The sequence below is a fragment of the Pseudoalteromonas sp. AWH4_217 genome (assembly GCF_056161105.1).
The window spans coordinates 211,050-229,001 of record NZ_JBSWYM010000002.1 but is presented as its reverse complement, the minus strand read 5'-3'; the positions used below and the strand labels follow the sequence as shown (position 1 = coordinate 229,001).

General features: G+C 48.2%; 16 protein-coding genes. 6 read left to right on the top strand and 10 right to left on the bottom strand.

Annotated features, from left to right (window positions below; genetic code table 11):
* Positions 1-667: 667 nt before the first annotated feature.
* Together recA and ACXAH1_RS02755 are read right to left on the bottom strand one after the other, a co-directional pair.
* The gene (gene recA / locus ACXAH1_RS02760; protein WP_138551513.1) at positions 668-1,720 is read right to left on the bottom strand and encodes a recombinase RecA; all 1,053 of its coding nucleotides are present in this window, start codon (positions 1,718-1,720) and stop codon (positions 668-670) included.
* A gap of 65 nt (positions 1,721-1,785) precedes the next feature.
* Positions 1,786-2,277, bottom strand: a complete 492-nt coding sequence (locus ACXAH1_RS02755) for a CinA family protein (RefSeq protein WP_475193560.1) — start codon at positions 2,275-2,277, stop codon at positions 1,786-1,788.
* 24 nt (positions 2,278-2,301) lie between these two features.
* On the opposite strand from ACXAH1_RS02755, the gene mutS reads away from it, so the two are divergent.
* Positions 2,302-4,887 (top strand): DNA mismatch repair protein MutS, encoded by a 2,586-nt coding sequence (gene mutS / locus ACXAH1_RS02750; RefSeq protein WP_475193558.1) that lies wholly within the window; start codon positions 2,302-2,304, stop codon positions 4,885-4,887.
* 45 nt (positions 4,888-4,932) lie between these two features.
* On the opposite strand, the gene ACXAH1_RS02745 is transcribed toward mutS, so the two are convergent.
* Positions 4,933-6,189 (bottom strand): outer membrane protein transport protein, encoded by a 1,257-nt coding sequence (locus tag ACXAH1_RS02745; RefSeq protein ID WP_475193555.1) that lies wholly within the window; start codon positions 6,187-6,189, stop codon positions 4,933-4,935.
* Positions 6,190-6,484: 295 nt separating this feature from the next.
* Here ACXAH1_RS02745 and ACXAH1_RS02740 point away from each other — a divergent pair, with 295 nt between their 5' ends.
* Positions 6,485-6,796 (top strand): hypothetical protein, encoded by a 312-nt coding sequence (locus tag ACXAH1_RS02740; protein WP_475193551.1) that lies wholly within the window; start codon positions 6,485-6,487, stop codon positions 6,794-6,796.
* Here ACXAH1_RS02740 and ACXAH1_RS02735 read toward each other — a convergent pair.
* From ACXAH1_RS02735 to ftsY, 7 genes are all read right to left on the bottom strand, one after another.
* Positions 6,756-7,994 carry an HD-GYP domain-containing protein gene (locus ACXAH1_RS02735; protein ID WP_475193549.1) on the bottom strand — a complete coding sequence of 413 codons (1,239 nt, stop codon included), beginning with the start codon at positions 7,992-7,994 and terminating at the stop codon, positions 6,756-6,758. The genes ACXAH1_RS02740 and ACXAH1_RS02735 overlap by 41 nt on opposite strands.
* Positions 7,995-8,159: 165 nt before the next feature.
* Positions 8,160-8,495, bottom strand: coding sequence for a ribonuclease E inhibitor RraB (rraB, locus tag ACXAH1_RS02730; RefSeq protein WP_138545681.1), 336 nt, complete (start codon positions 8,493-8,495; stop codon positions 8,160-8,162).
* Positions 8,470-9,207: a 1-acylglycerol-3-phosphate O-acyltransferase gene (locus ACXAH1_RS02725; RefSeq protein WP_475193547.1), complete on the bottom strand. Its 738-nt coding sequence runs from the start codon at positions 9,205-9,207 to the stop codon at positions 8,470-8,472. Before ACXAH1_RS02725 ends, rraB begins: the two co-directional genes overlap by 26 nt.
* 135 nt (positions 9,208-9,342) lie before the next feature.
* Entirely contained in the window at positions 9,343-10,206 is an 864-nt protein-coding gene (gene rpoH, locus ACXAH1_RS02720; RefSeq protein WP_054014420.1) for an RNA polymerase sigma factor RpoH, read from the bottom strand.
* A gap of 316 nt (positions 10,207-10,522) precedes the next feature.
* Positions 10,523-11,509, bottom strand: coding sequence for a permease-like cell division protein FtsX (gene ftsX, locus ACXAH1_RS02715; protein ID WP_475193544.1), 987 nt, complete (start codon positions 11,507-11,509; stop codon positions 10,523-10,525).
* Positions 11,506-12,198: a cell division ATP-binding protein FtsE gene (gene ftsE / locus ACXAH1_RS02710; protein WP_475193543.1), complete on the bottom strand. Its 693-nt coding sequence runs from the start codon at positions 12,196-12,198 to the stop codon at positions 11,506-11,508. Before ftsE ends, ftsX begins: the two co-directional genes overlap by 4 nt.
* Before the next feature lie 75 nt (positions 12,199-12,273).
* Entirely contained in the window at positions 12,274-14,253 is a 1,980-nt protein-coding gene (ftsY, locus tag ACXAH1_RS02705; protein WP_475193542.1) for a signal recognition particle-docking protein FtsY, read from the bottom strand.
* Between the two features lie 285 nt (positions 14,254-14,538).
* Here ftsY and rsmD point away from each other — a divergent pair, with 285 nt between their 5' ends.
* The 4 genes from rsmD to dnaG all read left to right on the top strand — a co-directional run bounded on the left by rsmD (position 14,539) and on the right by dnaG (position 17,856).
* Positions 14,539-15,117: a 16S rRNA (guanine(966)-N(2))-methyltransferase RsmD gene (gene rsmD, locus ACXAH1_RS02700; RefSeq protein ID WP_475193540.1), complete on the top strand. Its 579-nt coding sequence runs from the start codon at positions 14,539-14,541 to the stop codon at positions 15,115-15,117.
* Between the two features lie 230 nt (positions 15,118-15,347).
* Entirely contained in the window at positions 15,348-15,563 is a 216-nt protein-coding gene (gene rpsU / locus ACXAH1_RS02695; protein WP_010362466.1) for a 30S ribosomal protein S21, read from the top strand.
* An 18-nt stretch (positions 15,564-15,581) separates the two neighbouring features.
* Positions 15,582-16,028 carry a GatB/YqeY domain-containing protein gene (locus ACXAH1_RS02690; RefSeq protein ID WP_046004287.1) on the top strand — a complete coding sequence of 149 codons (447 nt, stop codon included), beginning with the start codon at positions 15,582-15,584 and terminating at the stop codon, positions 16,026-16,028.
* Positions 16,029-16,101: 73 nt separating this feature from the next.
* Positions 16,102-17,856 carry a DNA primase gene (gene dnaG / locus ACXAH1_RS02685; RefSeq protein ID WP_253045819.1) on the top strand — a complete coding sequence of 585 codons (1,755 nt, stop codon included), beginning with the start codon at positions 16,102-16,104 and terminating at the stop codon, positions 17,854-17,856.
* Positions 17,857-17,952: the final 96 nt, after the last annotated feature.

Here is a 17,952-nt window from a genome sequence, read left to right as displayed (position 1 = left end):
TAGATATATTCCGAACTCATCGATACCATTTACCACATTAAATGAGTTGGAAGATTAATCATGCTAAACCTGTGAATTACGCTGCAAAGTGGAACAAAGAATTTGAGTACAGGTCCCATGTAATCCATACCTATTCCAAATCGGATAATTTTCACCAACCTATATACAACCCCTGCTTGCTGGAATGACAAGGTGAACATTTTAGGTCCAATACTCGTGCCTCTGCACAGGCTTGCATTGCCGGCCACAATGGCGATTTGCAAGTTGATACAGCAACCGAGACGAGACTACACGCAAGGACAACAGTATGCCTATAGCCTTAGCAGAATGCAGTATCAGTCATACTGTATACGTTTCACAATACGATCTGTCATGCCTGTACAACCGTGACAGCCTGCCAACGTGGGTAAAAGTTAAATCTACTTTGTTGAAAGGCGTTCTATGATAATAAGGCTGCTTTGAAGATTTGATGAAGTGATTCAGGCCGCTGTTCATCAATATGAAAAAGAATAACTTGGTCAGAAATGAGAGGGAATATCCTTTCAATAGCGCTACACAAGCATTCAGACACATCGAAGGGGGGAGTCGTAACGGCCGGCAGTACACTAAACAATGGCAAAAGGAGCACCCATATGAACTGCTGAGTGCTCCGCTACGCTAGTAGTCTTTATAGCTCCAGATCTTGCGTGTCAGCCAGACCTTGATCTTCACCTTCTTCCGGCTTAATGGTTGCCTGAAGAAGTAACATTTCACGTAACTTGCCTTCGATTTCATCAGCAATTGCCGTGTTTTCTTTCAGGAACTTAATCGAGTTCGCTTTACCCTGACCAATCTTATTACCATTATAGCTAAACCAGGCACCGGCTTTATCAACCAGCTTATGCTTGACGCCTAAATCAATCAGCTCACCCTGCTTAGAGGTACCTTCACCATACATGATGATAAATTCAGCTTGCTTAAATGGCGGAGCAACTTTGTTCTTAACAACTTTAACTCGGGTTTCGTTACCGATAACCTCATCGCCCTCTTTCACAGAGCCGATACGACGAATATCCAAACGCACAGAAGCGTAGAACTTAAGCGCGTTACCACCGGTTGTAGTCTCCGGGTTACCAAACATCACACCAATCTTCATACGAATTTGGTTGATAAAGATGCATAACGTATTTGAACGCTTAATATTGGCCGTCAGTTTACGTAGAGCCTGAGACATCAGACGTGCTTGCAAACCTACGTGGGTATCACCCATCTCGCCTTCAATTTCAGCCTTTGGCGTCAGTGCTGCAACAGAGTCCACTACAACCACGTCTACCGCACCTGAGCGTACCAGCATGTCACAGATCTCAAGAGCCTGTTCACCCGTATCAGGCTGAGACACAAGTAAATCGTTTACATTGACACCCAGTTTCTCTGCATAGACAGGATCCAGCGCGTGCTCAGCATCCACGAACGCACACGTTTTACCTTGCTTTTGCGCTTCCGCAATAGCTTGCAGCGTCAGCGTTGTTTTACCTGATGATTCAGGACCATAAATTTCTACAATACGACCAGTTGGCAAGCCGCCGATACCCAAAGCAATGTCCAATCCCAGTGAGCCTGTTGAAACGGCTTCAATGTCCAGCGCCTGGCTGTCACCTAGTTTCATGATAGAGCCTTTACCAAATTGTCTCTCGATCTGAGACAATGCAGCGTCGAGCGCTTTTTGTTTGTTATCGTTCATTTGCTTCTCCAATCTAGCGTATTGACGACAAGTATACTGTATAGAATTACAGTATCAAGCATATTTTAAGCATTTAGCAGAGAAATTATTTTTCTTATTGAAAATTCAATAACCTGCTCTCTAACTTCCGCTCTATTACCGCTAAAACTCCCCCGTTCACACAGTACTTTTCCCTGTAAATAGAAGCCAAACCATACAGTACCCACAGGTTTTTCCAATGACCCTCCTCCAGGGCCAGCAATACCGGATACCGCAATCGCTACATCTGCTTGTGCCGCAGCGGCTGCGCCCTGCACCATCTCATAAACCGTCTGCTCACTGACTGCGCCAAACTCTGCCAGGGTCTTCTGTGCAACGCCTAATAACTCTGATTTTGCATCGTTGCTGTAAGTAACAAAGCAACGTTCTATATAAGCTGATGACCCTGGTGTATCTGTTAACGCATAGCTAATGCCACCACCAGTACATGATTCTGCAGTAGTGATTGTCATCGCGTTATTCGTTAGAATAGTGCCCAATTGTGCCGCCAGCCCGGCTATCTCAGTATGAAGCTCCATACTCATTTCCTTTAGGTATAAGTAATGTCGTTAGATCTTTATTCCGAACATACTATAAAACAACAAACCCCCATGATGCAGCAGTATCTTAGGATCAAAGCACAACACCCGGATATTCTGCTGTTTTATCGTATGGGTGATTTCTATGAGCTGTTCTTTGACGATGCCATCCGCGCCGCCCAACTGCTGGATATTTCCCAGACTCATAGAGGTAAAGCGGGCGGTGCGCCCATTCCAATGGCTGGGGTGCCTTATCATGCAGTTGAAAATTACCTGGCTCGATTGGTCCAGATGGGCGAGTCTGTGGCGATCTGCGAGCAGGTCGGCGACCCCGCGACCAGCAAAGGCCCTGTTGAACGCAAAGTCGTACGTATCGTCACCCCAGGTACTGTGACCGATGAAGCCTTGCTGCAAGAACGTCAGGACAACCTGCTTGCGGCTCTGTGGCAAGATAAACAACGCTATGGCGTGGCTTACCTGGACATCAACTCCGGACGATTTAACATAGTTGAGCTGACCACCGACGAAGCGCTGAGCTCTACGTTACAGAGGTTACAACCCGCAGAGTTACTTTACCCCGAGTCATTTAGCAACCTGTTGGTGCTAGAGCAGGTGAAAGGCGCCAGACGGCGCCCGGACTGGGAATTTGATCTCGACACCGCCACCCATCTGCTTTGCCAGCAATTCGGTACACAGGACCTCATCGGCTTTGGTGTTGCAGAAGCCAAAACGGGGTTAGTTGCAGCTGGATGTGTGATGCAATACGTCAAAGACACTCAGCGCACTGCACTACCCCATATTCGAGCCATTACGCTGGAGAAAAACGAGCATGCAGTTATTCTGGATGCCGCCACGCGTAAAAACCTTGAACTGACTGTCAACTTGTCTGGCAGTATAGAGAATACCCTGGCACAAGTACTGGATAAAACAGCGACCCCAATGGGCTCACGATTGCTAAAACGACGCATTCACACACCGGTGCGCAACCGTGACGAGCTCAATGCCCGGCTCAATGCCATTGCCAGCCTGATCGAATCCCAGCTTGCTATCGAGGTGTACGACGGTCTGCGTCAGATTGGTGATATTGAACGTGTGGTTGCTCGCCTAGCGCTGTGCAATGCGCGCCCAAGAGACCTCACCCGGTTACGTAATGCATTGCAGGCCCTGCCGCCGCTACATCAACTACTTGGAGAAAGTCGCGATCCAAGACTGCAGCAGATCCGCGCACATTCTCCGACTTTGCCAAAACTTCAGGAATTGTTAGAGCGTGCCATCATAGACAACCCACCCGTACTGATCCGCGATGGCGGTGTAATTGCACCCGGTTATAATAGTGAGCTGGATGAATGGCGTGCGCTCAGTGAAGGGGCTACAGATGTGCTGGATCAGCTCGAAGAGCGTGAACGTGAGCGCACCGGGATCAGCACACTGAAAATTGGCTACAACAAAGTACATGGCTTTTATATTGAGATCAGCAAAGCCAACTCACACCTGGCGCCGCCTGAATATATTCGCCGTCAGACACTGAAAAACAACGAGCGCTATATCATTCCTGAGCTCAAAGAGCATGAAGACAAAGTCCTGGGTAGCCAAAGCAAGGCACTGGCGCTTGAAAAGCAGCTGTATGAAGAGCTGTTTACTTTGATTGCGCCCTATATAGAGCAGCTACAAACCATGGCGGCGGCGCTGGCCGATTTGGATGTACTCAATACTCTGTCAGAGCGGGCGCAAACGCTGGATTACTGTAAACCTGAATTGAGTAATGGCGATGAGATCCACATCGAAGCCGGTCGTCACCCGGTCGTAGAGCAGGTCAGTAAAGAGCCCTTTATTGCCAACCCGGTCCACCTCAATGCGGATCGCAAGATGCTGATCATCACAGGTCCCAATATGGGCGGTAAATCGACCTACATGCGTCAGACAGCGCTGATCGTGCTGATGGCACACATTGGCAGTTATGTCCCTGCCAGTGCAGCTCAAATAGGCAAAGTTGACCGCATTTTCACCCGAATCGGCGCCAGTGACGATCTGGCTTCCGGACGCTCAACCTTTATGGTTGAAATGACCGAAACGGCCACCATACTGAACAACGCAACGGCACAATCTCTGGTCTTAATGGACGAAATTGGCCGGGGTACCAGTACCTACGATGGTCTCTCTTTGGCTTATGCGACCGCCGACTATCTGGCTGGTAAAATAGCCGCCAAAACGCTGTTTGCCACCCATTATTTTGAGCTGACAGAACTGGCTGAACAGCAATCAGGCCTGGTCAATGTGCATCTGGATGCCGTTGAGCATAACGACACCATTGCGTTTAAACACACGGTCATGGAAGGCGCCGCGAGTAAAAGCTTTGGCTTGCAGGTCGCCGGACTCGCAGGAGTACCCAAAGCGGTGCTGGCCATGGCCAAGCGTAAACTGGCCTTGCTGGAGCAACACCAAAGTGTGGTCGAAAGCCCGCAGACAGCCCCGGCATCCCAAATACAGCAAAGTTTGCCTTTGGTCAGTGAACCGTCTGAAGTCGAACAAATGCTTGCAGAGATTGACCCGGACGAGCTATCGCCCCGAGCAGCTCACGACCTGCTTTATCAATTGAAAGCACTCCTGTAAGCAATAAAAAGCGGCTCTCTAGCCGCTTTTTTATTACGCATATGTTCAGAAGCTGTGATTATACTGAATGCCCACAACCGTAGCATGACCTTTGGACTTAAAGCCCCACTCGCTACCAAGGCTGTCTTTCTCAACAAAGGTCTGAGTTTTACCACGCAGAATACTCAACCCTAAGTCCACGCTCGCCGCTTCGCTCAGTTGATACTCAGCACCGAATGAGTACCAGGTACGGTCAGTGTCCGGAATGGAGATAGACATATGCGACTCATTGGCCGGTGAGCTGTCATAAGCCAGACCTGCACGCAATTTCAGAGACTCACTCCACTGATAATCGCCCCCAACAGAGAAACGCAATGAGTTATCGAAAAGCTCCTGTTTATTAAACACGGGCTTACCGGCCACTTGCGCTTCAAGCTCCTGAAAGCTGTTCCAACCCGTCCACAGCACGCTGTAGTGCAACGTCATAGGCTCGGTCAGTTTATGTGTACCAGAAATTTCAGCCATCGCAGGAAGCGTCAGATCCAGTGTACCAGCCAGCGCAGCCCCATTGGTTCCACCAAGTACCGCCGGGATCTGGTTACTGAAATGACCGTCAAAGGTAATATCTGTTTCGCTGCGATAATGAAAACCCAAACGGTTGTCAGCATCAATTTGATAACTCAGACCCAGGTTCCAGCCATAGCCACTGTCGTCCCCTTCCAGGTTAACCACTTCTGTGCTGGCCGGGGCTTGTAAAGGGTTTGCACCCAGATGACGGATCACTTTTGCGTCGGCATAAACATGATTCAGGCCCAGTGCCAGTGTCCATTGTGCGTCAATTTCATAGGCCACAGAGACACCCGTATTGATCGTAACTATTTCAGTCTCACCTGCCAGCTGGCCGGCAACATAGTCTTTATCGAACTCAGTTGCCAGACCAAATTGAGAGTAGATCCCCGCACCGACAGACCACTGCTCGTTCAAACGTGCTATCATAAATACGGCAGGTACCACGGCACTTGGCGCAATGCTGTTATCGTCCAGCAGGTTTGCAGGTAACCCATTGTTAGTAGATGTACCTTCTAAGCTAACATCCGGTTCAACATACATAGCTGCAGCACTCACCTGAACGCCCTCGAACTGGCCCATTAACGCGGGGTTACGTGCCACAACCGACGCATCATCAGCGGCACTGGCTTCGCCAGCATAGGCACGGCCCAACCCGGAAACATTTTGCTCAGCCAGCTGAAATGCCGCTGCCAGTGACTGCGAAGACGCCGCCATCAAACCTGTCGCTACCAATGCGCGTAGTACTGTATTCATTCTCAACCTCAAATGTTATTCAACAAGAATAAAAAATTGCCCACACAGTACATAAAAGACGAAGAAAAATCCGCAACTTAAACACTTTTAACCACCCAATTGAGCAAAATTGGAGCATTTAACGCAATTTATTAACACATCAGATCAGGGCAAGAGCAATTACTCTAACCCTATTGCCACAGACTCAAATGATATTAATTCTCATTACTATTGAAAAGAGGTAGATGTTTCGCATATACTCTTAGCCACATTCACAGCTCTGAAGATTCAGGGTATTTGTAGGGAGGTTAGGGCTATGCTGGCAGTATTAATGATCGGTGCACTGACATTCTGTGGACTTAGCGTCTACAGTCTATGCAAAGCAAACTATTGTGCTTGTCAACGGGCCGGGCAATGCGACAACCCGCTCAACCAATACTGGTTAGCAGCAATACTCAGTGCCCTGCTTGCCTTAATGTTTAGCTGTCTGGCCCTGCATACTGAAAAAGGCACTCTGGTATGGATCCTGATGATGGCCAGCTGCCTTGCCGGAGCCTTGTTATCTGCGCAATGGCAAAAGCGTAAGCTTAAACGAGCAGATGATCTTTTAACAGACGGGATAAATTGATTTGATAATCTAAAGGTCGAACGGTAGATGCGATCTTGATTTTATCTTGCTCGTTTAAATCAATATCTTTGGCTGTGATATGGTGCATATGCTTGGTATTGTAAAAGACTCGTACTTTGGGTGCGGTCGGTGCACCTCGATTACCTTCCAATACGAGCGCCAGGCGCTCATTACTGAGCTTAACAATCGTGCCTACCGGATGTACACCAATACACTTGATAAAATGTTGTACCAGCACAGGATCAAACTGTGCCTTGTTAGCCAGCAAATACCGCAATGCTACCAGGGGTTCGTCGCCATCTCGATGAGGGCGCTCTGCGGTCATCCCCTCATACACGTCCACAATGGCCATTATGCGCGCAGCTTTGCTGATCTGCATACCTTGCAGGCGGCGAGGATAACCACTACCATCCAGGCGCTCATGGTGGCTGACAATCATATCGAGCATCAGTGGAGTGATCCCTGGCGCGTCACGGGTAAGCCCGAGAGACTGCGCAACATGGCGTTGCATGGTTTTCATTTCCAGCTTGTTTAGCGGGCCATTCTTATCAATGATCCCCTGAGGTATCTTGGTATGTCCGACGTCGTGTAGCATGGCACCAATTGCCATTTGTTCAATTACCTTCTTACCAAGGCCCAGATACTTTGCAAAGACGGTGACCAAGATGGCACAGTTGATCATATGGCGCCAGTTAAACCCCTCTTTGTCTTTGATCCGGGTAAGGATTGCCATAGCATTGGTATTTCTCAGCACAGAACCGACGATTTCCTGACTGATATCATTGATCAGTGTCATATCAACCTGCATGCCTGCCGTTAAATTACCATACAGCATTTGCAGTTGCTTATTGTGCTGTTCAAACTGCCTCGCTGCGTTGGCAAACTCATCTTCAAGACTGATTTCTTTGTCTTTAGTGAGCTGTGTCTTTGTTTCCTTAGCAGGTTTTTCTTTTGGCTTCGCTTCTGGCTTGTCTTGTTTTACTTCAGGGGCCTGGTATTTTTCAGGTACCGGAATATCACTTTGAGCAAAGTCAATATTCAGCTCAACCACCCCGTTCGCGGCCAGACGGGCAATGATAGCTTCATCCCGAACCATGCCTCGAGATTTGATTTTAACTTCAGCGCCTGACTTTTGCTTGTGAACGCTGTCCACAAACATGCCGGGTTTTAACTCTTCAATAGGGAGGGTGACTCGCATATCGCTCGCATGATGCCTGACGGCAGTGTAAATTGCACTAATATGCATAGGCCAGACTAAATTGTCTAGTAAATGGTGTGAGTTTAAGAAAAAAGAATGAGTGTTTATTAATTAATGTGCAGTCAGAGGCTAAACAGCACTCTGACCTATTGTTGCGATGCTGAATTACTCCTGGAAGTAGGTGCCCCAGCCATCATATTCAACGCCACAGTGCGTAGCAATTTCAACCAGCTTGGTGACATCTTCCATAATCACTTCAGCATCTAGTTCAGCTTCAACCACTACATCAAAACCCCAGATTTTGCTGCCATCTTCCAGTTCAAGTTCCGCTGGATCTTCTACATCATAACCTAGTTTAAAGGCAGCGAGCGCTGCTTGTTCAAGTTTCTCAAAGTCTTCACTGACAAAATGATGCTCTACTTCATACAATACATCGGGGTTCGATCCATCTTCTAACAACGACTCAACGATGTCTTCACTGATCTCTTGCCAATTTTCCACGTGCTGCTCTCACTTTTTCGTCTAACTGTGCAATATGTTCCGCCATTTTAGCATGGATCTGCTTAGCATGCTCTCGCGCTGGTGTGTCTTTATCTAACGGAATTGGCGCCAGAATATCAATATAGACAGTGCCATTATCCCAGCGATTGAGTTTGATCTGACCTGCAGTGTTGTTCATACACACAGGTACGACCGGCACATCTGCACTCATCGCAGTATGAAACGCCCCCGTTTTAAAGGGTAATAAGCCTCTGCCATAGCTACGCGTGCCCTCCGGAAACATCCATAGAGACATTCCCCGTTGTTTGATTTTCGCGATAGACTTGCCCAATGTATTCACCGCTTTAGTGCGATTGGCTCGGTCGATTAAAATGTTGCCGGACAGCCAATATAGTTGCCCGAAAAATGGTACCCATTTCAGGCTTTTCTTACCCATACTTACCGTGTTGTGCGGTACAACAGCAGGTAAAGTGAACAAGTCATAGTTGTTTTGATGATTGGCAATGTACATGGCCGGGCCAAGATCTTTGGCACCGGGATCAATCGAGACTTCCAGTTTAACCCCGATCACACGGGACATCTTGCCAAACCAGGAGGCAATCACATGCACATTATTGGCATGGAATGGACGGATAAGGCTTAATGTCAGGCCTGCCAGACAACTGAGGATAATGAACAGCGCCATTGCCAGAATTCGAACTACAGCTAACAAAATAGAGACTCCTATTATCAAGTCGGCGCATTATAATCAAATAGGCGTACACTTGTAAGCTCAATTTTATTACAGTCATAAAAAATGCCGCTCTATTGAGCGGCATTCTACAATTTCTTTATACAGCTTAAATAATTAGCTCATTGCTGCCTGCAACTTCTTCATTGCAGATTTTTCCAGCTGACGCACTCGCTCCGCTGACACCTGGTATTTATCCGCCAGGTCTTGTAACGTGGCCTTATCTTCTGATAACCAGCGCGCGGCAACGATGTCCTGAGAACGCTCATCCAGCGTCTTCATGGCCGCAATCAGGCGGTTTTGTGATTGCTCCTGCCATTGCTCTTCTTCAATCACTTCTGCCACATCACTGCTGGCATCCGTTAAATACTGAACCGGTGAGAAGCTGCTGCTCGGTGCATTGTCGTCATCGTCTGACGTCAGGTCAAAGCCCATGTCCTGACCACTCATCCGCGATTCCATTTCACGTACTTCTTTTTCGCTCACACCCAGCTCATTAGCAACTGTGGTGATCTCTTCCTGGTTAAACCAACCCAGACGCTTTTTGTTTTTGCGCAGGTTGAAGAATAGTTTACGTTGCGCTTTGGTCGTCGCAACTTTAACAATACGCCAGTTTTTAAGCACGTATTCGTGGATTTCAGCCTTGATCCAGTGTACTGCAAACGACACCAGACGCACACCCACTGTCGGATTGAAGCGCTTCACCGCTTTCATCAGACCGATGTTGCCTTCCTGGATTAAGTCTGCCTGTGGCAGGCCATAACCAGAGTAGCTTTTGGCAATATGCGCAACAAATCGTAAGTGAGAGATAATGAGCTGCTTTGCTGCGTGCAAATCCCCATCCTCGTGTAGGCGGGTTGCCAGCGCTTTCTCCTGCTCAGCATCCAGCATCGGAATAGAACTTACCGATTGTAGGTAGCCTTCTATACTCGCGCTTTGTTGCCCAGCGGTCAGTGCCATCGCATAAATGTCTTTACTCATTTTTCACCTCAGTGATAATTCGTTTTGCCAATTTTAGCACTCTTTACCTTAGAGTGCTAAATGCAATCTACTACTTTTCACCCTCAAAGATCAAGCCTTTTATTATTACACTTTAATTAATAATTAAATCCTTGATTTATATGGGTTATTTTAACTGTAAAAAAGTGAGCTTGCTAAGCCTGTATTCAGATAAGTCTAAGTAGCGATATTTTGGAGTGCTAATTTAGGGGGTAAAGGTGCTAAAATTGTTTGCAAGAGTGCTAAGCCCAAACTCAAGTTAGCACTCGGTTATCTCAGCGGACGCGCTGCCCGGGTGCTAAACCTTATCAGGTTCAATGTCCTTTATGTACTTCTGTACCGATAGAAAGGAACCGACAAAGCCCAGGGCAACAGCCAGAAGCAGCAAGCACATCAGTTCGCTTCCCGATAAGCCCTGCAATACGAAGTTACTCTGATATACCCCAACAACCATAGCAACCGCAGACTCAAGCCACCATAACATCAGCATAACGCAGATAAACGCAATCAGGCCGCCAATAATGCCATACCAGATCCCAGTCCACAAAAATGGGGTATGAATAAAGGTGTTCGTTGCGCCCACGAGTTTAAGCACCTGGATCTCTTCTTTTTTATCCATAATAGACAGACGGATTGTGTTACCGATGATCAACACAACTGCGGTAAGCAATAACAGACCAATGGTGATCACGCTTTCTTTAAGCAGGCTGAGTAAGGCATTAAGGCGTTCAAGCCACTCAATATCCAGTTTGCCAAACTCAATTTCTCTTTCCTGCTCAAGTTTATTTAGCAAGGCATTAGCCGCCTGCGCACTGCGATGGCGTACCGTCGGTGTCACGAGGACCACGCTAGGCAACGGGTTTTCTTCGAGATAATCCAGTGCCTGGCCGAACCCGGAAATAGATTTGAACTCTTCCAGCGCCTTATCTTTGCCTATGAAACTGACAGTTTCAATTTCAGGATATAGCGCTAATCGTTTAACCAGAGTTTGCGTCGCCTGCTCACTCACGGTTTCTTTGACGAACAAAGAAATCTCTGCTGCCTCCTGAAAACCGCTACTGACTTTCTGAACATTCTTGACCACCACATAAAGTGTGGTGGGTAGTGTCAGACTCAAACCTAACACCAGAATGGTCATCATCGACGCCATGGGTGTGCGCCACATTTCGCCTAAACTGTGCACGCCCTGACGCAGGATAGTAATAATGAAGAAGTAACACTTCAGGATCACTGATTTGCTTTGCTTGTCGTTTTGCGAGCCGCGGCCTTTGAACAATAAACTCATAGCGTGTCTCCCGGCAGCGAAGACCCTAACAAAGGATCCTGAATCAAGCGGCCGTGATCCAGGGTCAGGCTGCGATATTTCATCCGTGCGATCAACCCCAGATCGTGGGTGGCAATCATAACCGACGTACCATGGCGGTTGAAGTCTTCAAACAATTTGAGAATTTCCATCGACAATTCAGGGTCCAGGTTACCGGTCGGCTCATCTGCCAGTAATAAAGGGGGTGAATTCACAATCGCTCGTGCAATACCCACTCGCTGCTGCTCACCGCCGGACAAAGTGCTCGGCTGACACTTTACTTTATCCAGCAGACCAACCTTATCCAGCGCGGCATGGACGCGCTTGGTCATATGTTTGTGATGTGTGCCTTCTATAACTAAAGGCAGTGCCACATTATCAAATACGTTATAGCGCTCCAGCAAGCGATGGTTCTGGAATATGATGCCAATGTCGCGGCGAATATAAGGCACCTGGCTATTTTTGATTTGATTCAGATCGACGCCATTGATAGCAACACGCCCTGCAGACGGACGTTCCATCAGGCTGATCAATTTAAGCAGGGTACTCTTACCCGCACCACTGTGACCGGTCAGAAATGCCAGCTCACCTTTGGCGAGTTCAAAACTGACCTTTTCCAGCGCCCGGTGGCCTCCGGGGTAAGTTTTACTGACTTGCTCAAACTTGATCATTGCCTGCCCTGCTTTCGTTATACTGCTTCCGATTTACCTGATCCCGACCAGCAGGATCAGAACAGCACTTGGTTATTAGCTTTCATTATCCTGACTAAAAAGTGCTTCGATAAAGTCATCGCTCTTAAATGTTCTCAGGTCGTCAATACTTTCGCCTACACCAATATAACGGATAGGTACCTTAAATTGATCTGCAACCGCAAAGATCACCCCCCCCTTTGCCGTGCCATCCAGCTTAGTCAGGGTAATGCCAGTCAGACCCACAGCCTGATCAAATAGTTTCACCTGACTAATCGCATTTTGGCCTGTGCCGGCATCGATAGTGAGCATCACTTCGTGTGGCGCATCCGGATCCAGCTTCTTCATAACCCGTGCAATTTTTTCAAGCTCCTGCATCAGGTTATCTTTATTTTGCAGGCGGCCTGCGGTATCTGCAATTAATACATCGACATCACGTGCTTGTGCCGCCTGGAAAGCGTCAAATACCACCGAGGCACTGTCCGCACCGGTATGCTGAGCTATCACGGGAATATCGTTACGCTCACCCCATACTTGCAGCTGCTCTACCGCTGCTGCACGGAAAGTATCACCCGCAGCCAGCATCACAGACTTTCCCTGAGCCTGGAACTGCTTAGCCATCTTACCGATTGTGGTGGTTTTACCGACACCATTAACTCCTACCATCAGGATCACAAATGGCTTTTTATTGGCCGGGATCTCAAGTGGCTTTTCAGCATCTTTCAGAATGTCTGCCATTTCCTGTTTCATCAGGTCATACAGGGCATCACCGTCTTTCAGCTGTTTACGATCTGCCGCATCGGTCAGGTTGTCGATCAGCTTCATGGTGGTATCAACACCTATGTCCGCCATCAGTAATTGTGTTTCAAGATCTTCGAACAACTCATCGTCGATCTTCTTGCCACGGAAAATATTGGCAAAGCCGGAGCCTATGTTGGTCTTGGTTTTTAACAAGCCCTGCTTCAGACGTGCAAAGAACCCTTTCTTTTTAGGCTTCTCTTGTTCCTGAGCCTGACGCTCCGCTTCTTCACGTTCCGCCTGCTCTTTGGCTAAACGCTCTGCTTCTTCACGCTCAGCCTGTTCTTTGGCTAAACGCGCTGCTTCTTCACGCTCTGCCTGTTCTTTGGCTAAACGCTCAGCTTCTTCACGTTCCGCCTGCTCTTTCGCCAAACGCGCTGCTTCTTCACGTTCCGCCTGCTCTTTGGCTAAACGCGCTGCTTCTTCACGTTCCGCTTGTTCTTTGGCTAAACGCGCTGCTTCTTCACGTTCCGCCTGTTCTTTCGCCAAACGCTCAGCTTCTTCACGTTCTGCCTGCTCTTTCGCTAAACGCGCTGCTTCTTCACGTTCTGCTTGTTCTTTCGCTAAACGCTCGGCTTCTTCACGTTCCGCCTGCTCTTTCGCTAAACGCGCCGCTTCTTCACGCTCCGCCTGCTCTTTGGCTAAACGCTCGGCTTCTTCACTTTCCGCCTGCTCTTTCGCTAAACGCGCCGCTTCTTCACGCTCAGCCAGCTCTTTGGCTAAGCGCTCGGCTTCTTCACGTTCCGCCTGTTCTTTCGCTAAACGCTCGGCTTCTTCACGTTCTGCTTGTTCTTTCGCTAAACGCGCTGCTTCTTCACGTTCTGCTTGTTCTTTAGCTAAGCGCTCGGCTTCTTCACGTTCCGCCTGCTCTTTGGCTAAACGCGCCGCTTCTTCACGTTCCGCCTGTTCTTTGGCTAAGCGCTCGGCTTCTTCATGTTCCGCCTGTTCTTTGGCCAAACGCTCGGCTTCTTCACGTTCCGCCTGTTCTTTCGCTAAACGCGCTGCTTCTTCACGCTCCGCCTGCTCTTTAGCTAAGCGCTCGGCTTCTTCACGCTCCGCCTGCTCTTTAGCTAAACGCGCCGCTTCTTCACGCTCCGCCTGCTCTTTGGCTAAACGCTCGGCTTCTTCTCGCGCAGCCTGTTCTTCGGCCAAGCGAGCGGCTTCTCGTTCAGCTTCTTGCTGTTTTTTGTCTGATTTTCCGAACCCTAACCAGGATAGAATTTTGCTCTTTTTACCCATAACTCGCTAAATACCGTTTTAGTGTGTAATCAAATTAGTGAGAACTTATTGGCGCAGATAATCCATGCGCATGAGCGCTCTGGTGGAAGACCTGACAGGCCATGTACATGGCTGATAACAAGCTCTGTCATTGTTGGGGCGACAGTGTACCATGTTCCAATAGGATGAAAAATCACAGCTTAATGATATCTGTCTGATAACGGCATCAGGCAGCAATAAATCTTGCTATACTCCTGCCCCGATGCGGTATACTGAGCGTCATATTTTGCACGCAGTTGGTAAAAAATGAGAAAGCAACAATCTAAAAAGCCAGTGTCAGGGCATATTCGTGTGATCAGTGGCCGATTTCGGGGTCGTAAATTACCAGTCAAAGACGTTGAAGGGCTCAGACCAACCACCGACAGAGTTAAAGAAACCCTGTTCAACTGGCTGATGCAGGATGTCAGAAATGCCAAAGTATTAGATTGCTTTGCAGGTTCTGGTAGCCTCGGGTTTGAGGCTTTATCGCGATTTGCGCACAGTGCTACCTTTTTTGAATTCGATAAACAAGTTGCCCAGCAGTTGCAACAGAATATTGTTACCCTCAAGCTGGATAATGCCCAGGTCGAGCACGGTGACACCTTGGCCAGACTGGCCACTGAAGCGCCACACGCTTATGATCTGGTTTTTGTTGATCCGCCGTTCAGGCGCGATATGGTGCAAACCAGCTGTGCTTTACTCGAAGCCAATCACTGGCTGAGTGAAGATGCTCTGGTTTATGTCGAGTTTGAACGCGAAAGTACACCCACCTTCCCCGAAAACTGGACCATCTTAAAAGAAAAGTTGGCGGGTCAGGTTTGTTGTCGACTCTTCCAACGCACTTAACTATCCGGCAACAGCAAGGCTAAACAGCTGAAATAATAGGCCGTTTAGTATAAATGCTGGTGTTCAACCTCGTGTCGGGCTTTAGGCATGACAGTTGCTGCAATTTTAACTATAATTTGGTCTTTACATGCGGTGATGCTTCGGCTTACAATACCGCACCATTTTTGAACCAATTGACCGTTTTTTGGTCGGTTAGAGCAAAGCTCACTAATTAGGTAGGTGAATTTTTAATGCCAGTAATTAAAGTAAGAGAGAACGAACCGTTTGACGTAGCACTTCGTCGTTTCAAGCGTTCATGTGAAAAAGCAGGTATCCTTTCAGAAGTTCGTCGTCGCGAGCACTATGAAAAGCCAACAGCTGAGCGTAAGCGCAAGAAAGCAGCTGCTGTAAAGCGTCACATGAAAAAGCTTTCTCGCGAAAACGCACGTCGCGTTAAATTATACTAATCGCTGCGAGTCTTGCATATGAGCCTGTTAGCTACGTTAAAAGACGCGCAAAAAGCAGCCATGAAAGCCAAAGACAAACCTCGTCTTACAGCTATTCGTGCTGCCCTTGCTGAAGTTAAGCAACGAGAAATCGATAACCAAACGACACTGGACGACGCAGGTATTACCTCCGTTCTAGTGAAGCTGGTAAAGCAACGCCGCGATTCTTATACTCAGTATAAAGATGCTGGCCGCGAAGACTTAGCCGACGTAGAAGCTGGTGAGATCACTGTGCTGGAGTCCTTCTTACCTCAACCTTTGAGTGAAGAAGAGATAGCAACATTGATCGATTCTGCAATCGCCGATACCGGCGCCGCTGGCATGCAGGACATGGGCAAAGTAATGGGCGTGATTAAAGCAAAAGCTGAAGGTCGCGCTGATATGGGCAAAGTTTCAGGTTTAATTAAACAGAAGCTTAGCGCATAAGCCCCGCATCAAGTATGATTATAAGTAAACCGAGCCTAGCGCTCGGTTTCTTCGTCTAAGCGATAGGGTAAAAATGGCAGGAAAAATTCCAAGACAATTTATTGACGACCTGTTGGCCAGAACCGACATCGTTGAATTAATCGATAACCGCATCGGTCTGAAAAAAGCCGGCAAAGATTATCAGGCCTGCTGCCCTTTTCATAACGAGAAATCTCCCTCTTTCACCGTCTCTCGTGACAAGCAGTTTTATCACTGCTTTGGCTGCGGTGCCAATGGCAACGCTATCTCCTTTTTAATGGAATACGACAAGCTGGAATTTGTCGATGCCATCGAAGAACTGGCGGGACAATTCAGCCTGGAGATCCCCCGAGAGCAAGGCCTGGGTGGGCCACAACGTAGCTTCGAAGAGAAAAAGTCCGACTACGATCTGATGCAGCAAACTGCGCGCTTTTATCAGCAGCAACTTAATCAGCATCAGAAATCCGCAGAGGTTAAAGCCTATATTTCTGGACGTGGTTTGTCCCAGCAAACCATCGATAAATTTCAGATGGGCTTTGCGCCGCCCGAGTGGGATCAGCTGATCCGCACGCTGGCACGCAACCCGGCTCAGCGCCAGCAGCTGGTTGAATTGAAACTTGCGACAGAAAAGTCACCGGGGCGTCAGTTTGACTTTTTTCGCGATCGACTGATGTTCCCCATCCGTGATAAACGCGGTCGGGTGATCGCCTTCGGTGGCCGAGTCATGGGGCAAGATCAGGGACCAAAATATCTCAACTCGCCGGAAACCCGAATCTTCCATAAAAGCTTTGAGTTATACGGCTTTTATGAAGCCAAGCAGGCCCATCGCCAGCTGGCACAAGTGCTGATAGTCGAAGGCTATATGGACGTCGTAGCCCTCTCGGAGTATGGCATCGATTATGCAGTTGCCGCACTGGGCACCGCCACTACGGCAGAGCATATGCAGACCTTGTTCCGTAACACCGATCAGGTTATTTGTTGTTACGATGGCGACCGGGCCGGTAAAGATGCCGCCTGGCGTGCGCTGGAGCATGCCCTGCCCAATCTGAAAGACGGTAAGTCGCTGCGTTTTGTGTTTCTTCCGGATGGTGAAGACCCGGATTCCTTAGTACAAAAAGAAGGCAAAGATGCTTTTGAGCAGCGACTGAAAGACGCCGAAGACTACAGTAAAGTGCTGTTTGCCCGGCTATCGGAGCAGTGCGATTTAACCACGGATGCCGGTAAAGCTAAACTGCTCAGTGAGGCGCTGCCATTGATTGAAAAAATACCGAGTGAGTATTACCAGGAGTCGTTGCTGAGTACGCTGGCACGCCTGATCGGCCGCACCCGTGAGCAACTGAGTGCCAAACTGGCGACGCCACGAAAACAACATGCCATTGAGCGCAAGTTTAAAGTGACACCAATGCGTCGGGCCATAGGTCTGTTATTGCAACACCCGAGTCTGGCATCTGTGGTTGAGCACTTACCCGAACTGGCAGAATTGCCCTTGCCCGGCATGCGCCTGTTCCTGACTTTACAGGCGACCTGTTTATCGCGGCCCGATTATACCACCGCGCATATCCTTGAAGCTTTTCGGGACACGCCGGAATACTCAGCGCTGAACAAACTGGCAACCTGGCAGCACAATATAGATGAAGAAAAGCTGGTTGATGAATTTAAAAATACTTTTCAGTTTATTGAAGATCAGTGTTTAAATTTACGCCTTGAGACCTTATTAATTAAAGACAAAACCGAAGGCTTAAACAGCGATGAACGACTGGAATGTGCGCTTCTGACTCAAGCGTTAGGTGCGCGAAGAACTGGTCAATAATAATTTTTGCTGTTATAATGTTCTATTCACTGCGTCAACCAAAATAGTGTGGTTTTTAGCTGACGCCCGTTGTAACAACTTTATCAGAGTGGAAGC

Coding starts and splice junctions, on each gene's coding strand:
- recA (WP_138551513.1), bottom strand. CDS start 1,720: ATGAACGATAACAAACAAAAAGCGCTCGACGCTGCATTGTCTCAGATC.
- ACXAH1_RS02755 (WP_475193560.1), bottom strand. CDS start 2,277: ATGGAGCTTCATACTGAGATAGCCGGGCTGGCGGCACAATTGGGCACT.
- mutS (WP_475193558.1), top strand. CDS start 2,302: ATGTCGTTAGATCTTTATTCCGAACATACTATAAAACAACAAACCCCC.
- ACXAH1_RS02745 (WP_475193555.1), bottom strand. CDS start 6,189: ATGAATACAGTACTACGCGCATTGGTAGCGACAGGTTTGATGGCGGCG.
- ACXAH1_RS02740 (WP_475193551.1), top strand. CDS start 6,485: ATGCTGGCAGTATTAATGATCGGTGCACTGACATTCTGTGGACTTAGC.
- ACXAH1_RS02735 (WP_475193549.1), bottom strand. CDS start 7,994: ATGCGAGTCACCCTCCCTATTGAAGAGTTAAAACCCGGCATGTTTGTG.
- rpoH (WP_054014420.1), bottom strand. CDS start 10,206: ATGAGTAAAGACATTTATGCGATGGCACTGACCGCTGGGCAACAAAGC.
- ftsX (WP_475193544.1), bottom strand. CDS start 11,509: ATGAGTTTATTGTTCAAAGGCCGCGGCTCGCAAAACGACAAGCAAAGC.
- ftsE (WP_475193543.1), bottom strand. CDS start 12,198: ATGATCAAGTTTGAGCAAGTCAGTAAAACTTACCCCGGAGGCCACCGG.
- ftsY (WP_475193542.1), bottom strand. CDS start 14,253: ATGGGTAAAAAGAGCAAAATTCTATCCTGGTTAGGGTTCGGAAAATCA.
- rsmD (WP_475193540.1), top strand. CDS start 14,539: ATGAGAAAGCAACAATCTAAAAAGCCAGTGTCAGGGCATATTCGTGTG.
- rpsU (WP_010362466.1), top strand. CDS start 15,348: ATGCCAGTAATTAAAGTAAGAGAGAACGAACCGTTTGACGTAGCACTT.
- ACXAH1_RS02690 (WP_046004287.1), top strand. CDS start 15,582: ATGAGCCTGTTAGCTACGTTAAAAGACGCGCAAAAAGCAGCCATGAAA.
- dnaG (WP_253045819.1), top strand. CDS start 16,102: ATGGCAGGAAAAATTCCAAGACAATTTATTGACGACCTGTTGGCCAGA.